This is a genomic window from Stieleria sp. (assembly GCF_041595215.1).
Taxonomy (GTDB): Bacteria; Planctomycetota; Planctomycetia; order Pirellulales; family Pirellulaceae; genus Stieleria; species Stieleria magnilauensis.
The window spans coordinates 1-8,028 of sequence record NZ_JBFHKV010000318.1 but is presented as its reverse complement, the minus strand read 5'-3'; the positions used below and the strand labels follow the sequence as shown (position 1 = coordinate 8,028).

Sequence of the window (8,028 nt, the reverse complement as noted above, 5' to 3'; positions counted from 1 at the left end):
TGCTTCTTGGCCGCGGACGTCGCCGAAGTCGACATCGTAGGCACTGTATTCTTCGAACAGCTGTTCCAGACGACTCGGCGCCGGCGCGATGTCGATCTCCCCGGCGAAAAACGCGACGGCTTGCGAAAGACTCTCCACCGGAATCACTTCCAGCCCTTCCACGACTGCCGCTTCGCCCGCGTTTTCGGCCGGCAACACGATCCCACGCAGCCCCTCGTTCTTGGCCGTTTCGATCGCGATCGATAGTCCGCCCTTGACCGGACGCGTGTGCCCTTCGAGAGCCAACTCGCCGATGATCGCGTAATGGTCCAGCCGGTCTGGGATCAATTGCCCGCTGCCGGCCAGCACTCCGAGGGCGACCGGCAAGTCGAACGACGCCGCCTGCTTGGGCAAATCACCGGGGGCCAAATTGATCACGACGCGGTCGTGCGGCCGGGTGAAGCCGCTGTTGACGATTGCCCGTTCGACGCGGTGCGTGGATTCTTTGACGGCCGTGTCGGGTAATCCGACGAGAATCGTTTTCGGCATCGCGGCTGGGGAGATGTCGACTTCGACGTCGACCGGCATCGCCTCGATGCCCAACAAAGTAAACGTCTTCAGTCGTGCCAGCATTGCGTCCCCCCCCGATTAGCTCGTCATGATCGCGGAAGTATCGACGATCGACAGGGGTTCATGCAACGGGTGGTGATGCAATGCCCCTCGGAGCCCGCGGAATACAGCGATCAAGGGACGTCGCCGGAGGTTGCCGATCGAGTGGCAGAAAAATAACGGGCAGAATGATGGGGCTCGGAGATGGCAGACAGGAAAATGGGTGACAAGAAAATGGATCAACCCAGGGAGAATCAAACCCGGGGACATGGCACGAGGGTGGCACCTTTCAGCTCTGTATCCGCTTAGCGTTTGGGACTTCAAGTCCTTTGAGATACAATCGCAATAGGCTGGCGAGAGAGAGTATCGCTGGCAAAGGCTCCCTCGACCAACCATCTTTTGACGGAAGCGAATCATGTCGGCCGCGATCAAGTTCGCACCCCATTACACCATCGAGAACTATCGACTTTGGAAGGGGGACTGGGAGCTCTGGGACGGAATCGCGATCGCAATGACGCCGAGCCCGTTTGGGCGACACCAGGAAGTCGTTGCGTCACTGTTGACTGCATTTCGTGTCGTCATCGAACAGAGGAGGTGTCATGCCACTGCCTTGGCCGAATTGGATTGGATCGTGAGCAATGACACGGTGGTGCGTCCGGATTTGATCGTGATTTGTGGCGGCGTGCCCGATCAGCATCTGGAAAGTCCACCGGACCTGGTCGTCGAGGTTCTTTCGCCATCAACACGGCGGAACGATTTGACTTACAAGCGAGAACTCTATCAGACCCAAGGCGTGCGAACCTATCTGATCGTCGATCCGGACGCGAAAACGATCCAGCAGCTAACGCTGTCGCCCGGCGGAATGTACGAATCAACCGAAACCTATTCGGCGATCAAAGTAACCGTTTGCGGCGACTGCGAACTTGAGATCCAGTCAAGCAAGATCTTTTCGGCCTGATTGACTACTACAGGATGATGGCATACCGGAACGCATTGCGGTGAAATCCGCGCACGACGGTCAGCGCCCCTTGCCACTTTCTTTGGCACTGTATGAGTTAGCGGAACGGCGCGAGCGGCCTGTCGATTTAAGCCCGCATGCGTTAGCAAGGAGCCACGCGGGGCAACTCGCTCACGCGTCGGGCTAAGATCATCGCGCTGTTTTCAGAACATCGACGAAATCGACAGCCCGCGAGCCGTCCGGTTTGACTTTGAAAGACCGGAGGGCGGGCAGCATGGGGACAGACCCCGAGGAACAGCTATGGGCGTTGCTGGAGGGAGGGCAGGCATAAACGGTTCGCAGCAATTCGTTTACTTGTCGGTGGTTAAAGCCGCTGACTCTTTCTCGAGCACGTGCGGTGGCTTCCAGTCGAGTTCCCCAAGATGTAGTCGAATTGCCTGCACTTCACCTGGCGAGTAGGGAATTCGCTCGACCGTCCTGTGTGGCAAGGTGGTTACGGCACTACCGTTTGGCCAGTCCGGAAACCAATCTTTGGGTGGCGACTCAAGGTCCTTCACTGACTTGAGAGCGAAAGTACTCTTCCAACCGGCATGCGAGGTGCTGCCGCTCGCCGGATAATAGGTGTCACCAAACTTGACGATCGAGTTTACCTGTATTCCAGGGAAATTGGCTTCAATAAAGTGATACTCAGGTGCGTCAGAAACGATCACGAAGAATCCTTTTTCCTTGCCAGTGATTCGATAAACCCGTCCGCAATTTGGTCGAGACTCAGCCGTCGCTTTCAAATCAGAATGAAAGTTCGTTACAAGAGGTTCCGATCCAGTGATGCGACCTAGCTCGCTTGTGAAGGCAAAGAGGCAGCTAACAAATGGATCACTTTGCAGAAAGGCAGCACGCACTTCTGATTCAATAAGTGCCTCATGTTCAAAAACTCCACTTTTGCGATTTCCGAAGAGGTGTCTCGCGAACCGTCTTGTGTGCAAACCATCGGACGCCTCCCAAACCATTAGAATCGACTTATCGTCGAGATACGGCTCGCCGGGGTTTTCTCCGTGCTGCGTAAGCAAATATGGCACCGGCTTCTTCCGATCACCCGCAGTCCCCAATGTTAAGGTGCGTCGGCCTTTGGCGATGGCTGCTCGATGAATGTAGGGTAGCGATCCCTCAGCGATGTCTTCGAAAGTCACATCGTACGTGTATTGCTTCCCAAAGAATTCTGATCTGTCCTGCCTGCGTTCGAGTATCGCTTTTCCGTTTTCCTCGGTTTTGGCAACTTCGATCCAAACTCCTTGGCTGACGCAGAGCACTATGACGAGAGCCGTCAATAAGTTGAAGCGGGGCATGCTTGCGGTCTCCACTTGATGCAAGGGCATTTTTCAGGGGCACTGTCGGGTGCCTTTCAAGTTCCTCAATCGTACCGGATTCAGTCGTGAGCCGTGGGCAGCATGGGGACGGACCACGAAGGGAGACCGTCATGTCTGATGGATGATCCAAGCCAGGGACATGGCACGAACGGTTTCGATGGATTCTGGCCGATGCCCAACGGAAGCTGCTAAACGAGTGCAGAAAAATAGCCGGCAGAAGAATGACGCTCGGAGATGGCAGACAGGAAAATGGGTGACAAGAAAATGGATCAACCCCGGGGACACGGAAATGACCACTTGTCGCCGTGCCGCTCTGTCGCTCATCAGCTAGTTGTTGGGCTTTGGCCGTGCGGACCTGATATCGGACAACTGAAGATCCAAATCAAGTTTTACGTCCCAGTGGCCGGTGCGTCCGACCAACTTGGCCTGACAGATGGAGTGGATTTGGCTGTATCCCAAATCGTTCAACCGACGGTAGATTTGAAGGGCGTCGGAATGCCCCAGATGCCCGATCACCTTTCCGGCGATTTCGACGCGCATCGCATGCGGAGCACGATTCTCAGTGTCCGACACAAGCGTCACATCGGTCCGATATTCGTAGAGATGACGTTCGCCGTCCTTGCGACGCCATTCGTTCGACGTCGCCTTCCAGTACACGTCCAAACTCTTGGTCGATAACGCCGTCACGTTGACGCCGAACACTTCCTGCCCCCACAGTCGGTCAGTCAAGATGGACGGCGGTTCTTGCTTGGCCACGAGACGTTTTAAGAATTTCAACGGAAGGGCTCCTCTTCTCTTCGGCTGGACTTCGATGAGTGAAGGATAACCGCAGCGCATTGCCATCGCAGCGCCGCGCGGGCACGGAAGATGCGAGAAATGTTTGGGGGGCATTCGATTGGTGCTGGCCGATGCCCAACGGAAGCTGCTAAACGATTGGCAGAGAAATAGCGGGCAGAAAATTGGGGCTCGGAGAGGGCAGACAGGAAAATGGGTGACAAGAAAATGGATCAAACCCGGCAGATCTAGCCGGGTGGTGGTTTGCCGTTGTCGGTGTTCGGTCATTCATTAACGTAAGTTTGGTACGCTCGCGGATCGGATTGTTTGAAGCGATCCATGACCTTCATGGCTTTCGCTTTGGCAGACTCCCTGTGCTTTTCCTTGGTGCGTCCGATTGCTGTTGCCAACTCCTTCAACTTGTCCACGGGTTGTATTCCATCGAGTCATCACCGCTGACCGGCAACTTAAAGCTGACGGCAGGCGACAACATTCGAAACCAAGAGTCCATTTGTCTGATCCTGCCAATCGGGGGAAACGGCGAGCCGGCGCACAACAGCAATGGCGACACAGCCAAGGATCAAGTCGCAAACGCACAGGACGTGCCATTGGCCCCCGTCGGGCGGCGGATATCCGCGGGGGGGAACGGCCGTTATACTCGCAGCCCCGGTTTCGTCGAGATTTTCGTACGGTTTGGTGCCTCCCGTGAACGTGAAACGTGAGTTCTTGTTCGTCGTCCTCGCCGTGCGAATGGGGGTAATCGACACCGAGCGTCTCGAGGAATTGGCCCGACAACTGGAGGAAAGTTCCGGCCAGCGGTTGGTCGACATGTTGCGTGAACAGTCGATTCTGACGGCAGAGCAGCAAGCAGACATCGAGCGTGAAATCGATCGACTCCTGCTCGCCGATTCCACTTCGGTTGGCAAAGACACGGCGGTTCCTTCCAAGACGCAGCGGGGAAGTCACGAGGAAACGATCGATACTCCTTCGCCGGGCACGATGGGGGAATCTGACGATGCGACTCGGTCCTCCGAGGGAGCCATCGGCGAGGGAGGCGACGAGTCGGATTTGTTCGAAACGCTCGAATCGCGGCCCCGCACCCGCAACCGTTACCGGTTGACGCGAGAACATGGGCGCGGTGGCCTGGGATGTGTCTGGCTGGCACGCGATTCGATCCTTAACCGAGAAGTCGCACTCAAAGAGGTCTTGCCCGGCAAGCGTCAGACAAAGAATCGATACAAGAAGCTGATTCGCGAAGCTCAGATCACCGGCCAGCTCGAGCATCCGAACATTGTTCCGGTCTACGAACTTTCGCCCAATCAGGAAGACCAGCCGTTTTACACCATGCGTTTCTTGCGTGGCAAAACACTCGGCGACCACCTGCGGAGCGCCAACCGCCGTCGGCCGCCCGCGGAAATCGATGCGATGGAGCTGCGGACTTTGCTGGGCATCTTTGTGTCGATCTGCCATGGGATCGGCTACGCGCACTCCCGCCGCATCATTCACCGCGACCTCAAACCCAGCAACATCATGTTGGGCGACTTCGGTGAAGTGATTGTGGTCGATTGGGGATTGGCCAAGAAGCTTGATGAAGCACCCCGAGAAGACGTGGACATGGACGCGGTTGTGTTTGACGACGAACACTCCGTCAGCTTTACGCGAGAAGGACAAGCGTTGGGAACACCCGCCTACATGTCGCCCGAGCAAGCTTCCGGTCGGGTGAGTTTGAACGACGAGTTGACGGACATTTATGGATTGGGGGCAATCCTGTTCGCGATGCTGACCGGAAAATCGCCGCACGAAACGACTCGTCCGGCCGACACCAAAGACACCGCCCACGACTTGTTGCGTCGCATTCGTGTGTTCCCCACGCCGACGGTCCGTTCGGTCGTTCCGACCGCGCCCCGGGCGCTCGATGCGATCTGCGCCAAAGCGATGGCTCGGTCGCGAAGTGAACGCTACCAGTCAGCCGAAGCACTTGCCGGCGACATTCAATGTTGGCTGGCCGATGAACCGGTTTCGGCTTATCAAGACACGGCACTCGAGAAAGCGTCGCGGTGGTTTCGCCATCATCGAACCTTGAGCCTTGCGATGGCAGGCGTCTTGCTGGTCGCGTCCGTGGCCGGTTTCGCGATCGCTGCGGTCACAACGAACGCCAAGAATCATGTCGCCGAGTCGTTGCGAAAAGAACAACAAGCACTTGTGCTGGCGACCGAGTCCTTGAACGCAGAGCAAGCCGCAAAGAAACTCGCGCTGCAACAATTTCGCCGTGCCCAAGATGCGATCGATCGATCGCTATCAGGCGTGAGCGAGGTGCTGGCTGTCTTTCCGGCCACCAGCGCGGTGCGGGCAGGCCTATTGCAGTCCGCGGCGGAGGATTACGAAGAGTTACTAAAAATCGATGGAGACGATCCGCAACTGCGTCGCGAAGCGGCACGCACGAGGATCCGATTGGCTGACCTGCGCCGGACGATGCACGAACACGATGCAGCCGACAGGCATTATCAGATTGCCGAGCAAAACCTGGAGCTGCTGAAACAACAACATCCCGAGGACACGAGCTGGAATATCGACCTGGCAAATGTCTGGGTTCGTCGAGCGCTCCTCTCCATGTCGATCGGCGACGCCGAGAAAGCCGAACAGTACTTCCAACAAACCGTCAGCGCCTTCGATCAACCGCATTCCGATCCGGATTTGCAACGCAACGCCCAGATCGATCTTGCCGGTGCCCGGTACAATTACGCCGAACTGCTGGTGCAGGTCGATCGAATCGGTGAAGCGGCCGAGATGTTCGCCGCCGCGGAAGCAGGCTTTGCTCGGATCCGTGACGAAGCACCGGACAACCTTCGTGCTCGCGAGGGGCTGGCCATGTGCGGCCGCGAAGTCGCACAACTCTTGCAAGTCACCGGTGACGATCAACAAGCCGCCGAGCGACTACGCCACGCGGAATCCGAGTTCAAACGTCTGATCGCCCAAGCCCCCGAGCAAATCTCCTATCGAGAAGGCTTGGCGCTCACCCGCGTGCTGCTGGGGAATTCATTGCGGCTGTCGGGCGATGATGACGGGCCGCTCGACGCCTATCAATCGTCGGTGGAGGATTACCTTGTCCTGCTCAATCAGCGTCCGGGGATGCCCAAGTATCGGCAAAGTGTGGCCACAGGGCGGGTGAACATCGCCCAGATGCTTCACCTTTCCTCTCGCAGTCGCGATGCGAAAGTTCATCTGGACCAAGCGGTGTCAGAACTCATTTCGCTGTCGCAGACCTATCCCCAAGTCGCGGTCTATCGCGAAGCCAAAGCGCAGTGTTTGGTGATGTTGGCGATGGTTTTGAGAGATCTCAATGAGCACGGCATGGCGGAAACGGCGTTCAACGGCGGGATCGAAGAATTCACCTGGCTGAGCGAAGACTTCCCCGATCTGATTCGATATCGGGGTGACGTCGCGATCAGTCGCATGGGACTGGCCAAGACGAAGAGCTTGCAAGGCAAAACGGCAGAAGCACGCGCGCTGCTGAGCGAGGTCATCGACGAGTTGACGGCTGTCGTCGACGCCGGAACAACCCAGGTGCGCTACAGCGACGCCCTCGCATGGTGTCATTTTTATCTTGCCGAACTGCTTGCCGGCGAAGACAAACTGATCGCGGCGTTGCCTCATTATCGACAATCGCTTCGTCTCCGTGAGCAGTTGCCCGATTCGCCCAAGTACCGACGGGCGTTGATCCGCGTGCTGACGGAGTGCTCGGCCGAGCAGATTCGCGACCCCCAACGTGCCATCCAATTGGCCCGTGAGCTTCGTGATCAAGACGAACTGAATCCCGATTTCCGTTATTCATTGGCCGTCGCGTATCTGGCCGATGGCGATGGCAACCAGGCGTTGGACGAGGCCGAAGCGGCGGTGCAGTTGCGAATCCAGCCGTCTCCCTTCGACTTGTTTGTGCTCGCCATCGCGCTGCAACAGACCGCCAACTCGGAAAGGGCATCGGTAACGCTTGGCAAAGCCATCGAATTGATGGAGTCGCAGTGCCCGGGGCGCATCGAGTTGTTGACGCTGCGTCGACGCGCCGAACAAGCGATCACCGGTCCCGACGACCAAGCCGCGCCGGTGCGCTGAGGTAAGCGGTGCGCTGAGGTAAGTGTCGTTCAGATGAAGGCGCGGCAAAACGTGGTGCGGAAAGTACATGGGTGCCCCTTTTTTTCGCGGCACACTTAACCTAAGAGTTGACGGAACACAAGTATTAGATGTCAGCTCAATTATCGGGTAGTGGACGAGGCGACGAGTCCTCCGCAGTGGACGAGGCGACGAGCCCTCCGCAGTGGACGAGGCGACGAGTCCTCCGCAGTGGGC

5 protein-coding genes are annotated in these 8,028 nt (G+C 57.4%); 2 read left to right on the top strand and 3 right to left on the bottom strand.

Annotation, left to right across the window (positions count from 1 at the left end; translation table 11 throughout):
• A partial coding sequence (locus ABX749_RS13990) for a magnesium chelatase domain-containing protein (RefSeq protein WP_372896515.1) occupies nt 1-612 on the bottom strand: 612 nt, incomplete at its 3' end.
• 391 nt (nt 613-1,003) lie between these two features.
• Between ABX749_RS13990 and ABX749_RS13985 the strand changes: the two genes are divergently transcribed.
• Complete coding sequence (locus ABX749_RS13985) at nt 1,004-1,546, top strand: Uma2 family endonuclease (protein WP_372896514.1); 543 nt, start codon at nt 1,004-1,006, stop codon at nt 1,544-1,546.
• Nucleotides 1,547-1,896: 350 nt separating this feature from the next.
• Here the strand turns inward: ABX749_RS13985 and ABX749_RS13980 are convergent, their stop codons facing one another.
• Entirely contained in the window at nt 1,897-2,889 is a 993-nt protein-coding gene (locus ABX749_RS13980) for a hypothetical protein (protein ID WP_372896513.1), read from the bottom strand.
• 348 nt (nt 2,890-3,237) lie between these two features.
• Nucleotides 3,238-3,972, bottom strand: a complete 735-nt coding sequence (locus tag ABX749_RS13975; protein WP_372896512.1) for a hypothetical protein — start codon at nt 3,970-3,972, stop codon at nt 3,238-3,240.
• A 417-nt stretch (nt 3,973-4,389) separates the two neighbouring features.
• On the opposite strand from ABX749_RS13975, the gene ABX749_RS13970 reads away from it, so the two are divergent.
• Nucleotides 4,390-7,794 carry a protein kinase gene (locus tag ABX749_RS13970; RefSeq protein WP_372896511.1) on the top strand — a complete coding sequence of 1,135 codons (3,405 nt, stop codon included), beginning with the start codon at nt 4,390-4,392 and terminating at the stop codon, nt 7,792-7,794.
• The last annotated feature ends 234 nt before the right edge of the window (nt 7,795-8,028 follow it).

Coding starts and splice junctions, on each gene's coding strand:
- ABX749_RS13985 (WP_372896514.1), top strand. CDS start 1,004: ATGTCGGCCGCGATCAAGTTCGCACCCCATTACACCATCGAGAACTAT.
- ABX749_RS13980 (WP_372896513.1), bottom strand. CDS start 2,889: ATGCCCCGCTTCAACTTATTGACGGCTCTCGTCATAGTGCTCTGCGTC.
- ABX749_RS13975 (WP_372896512.1), bottom strand. CDS start 3,972: ATGACCGAACACCGACAACGGCAAACCACCACCCGGCTAGATCTGCCG.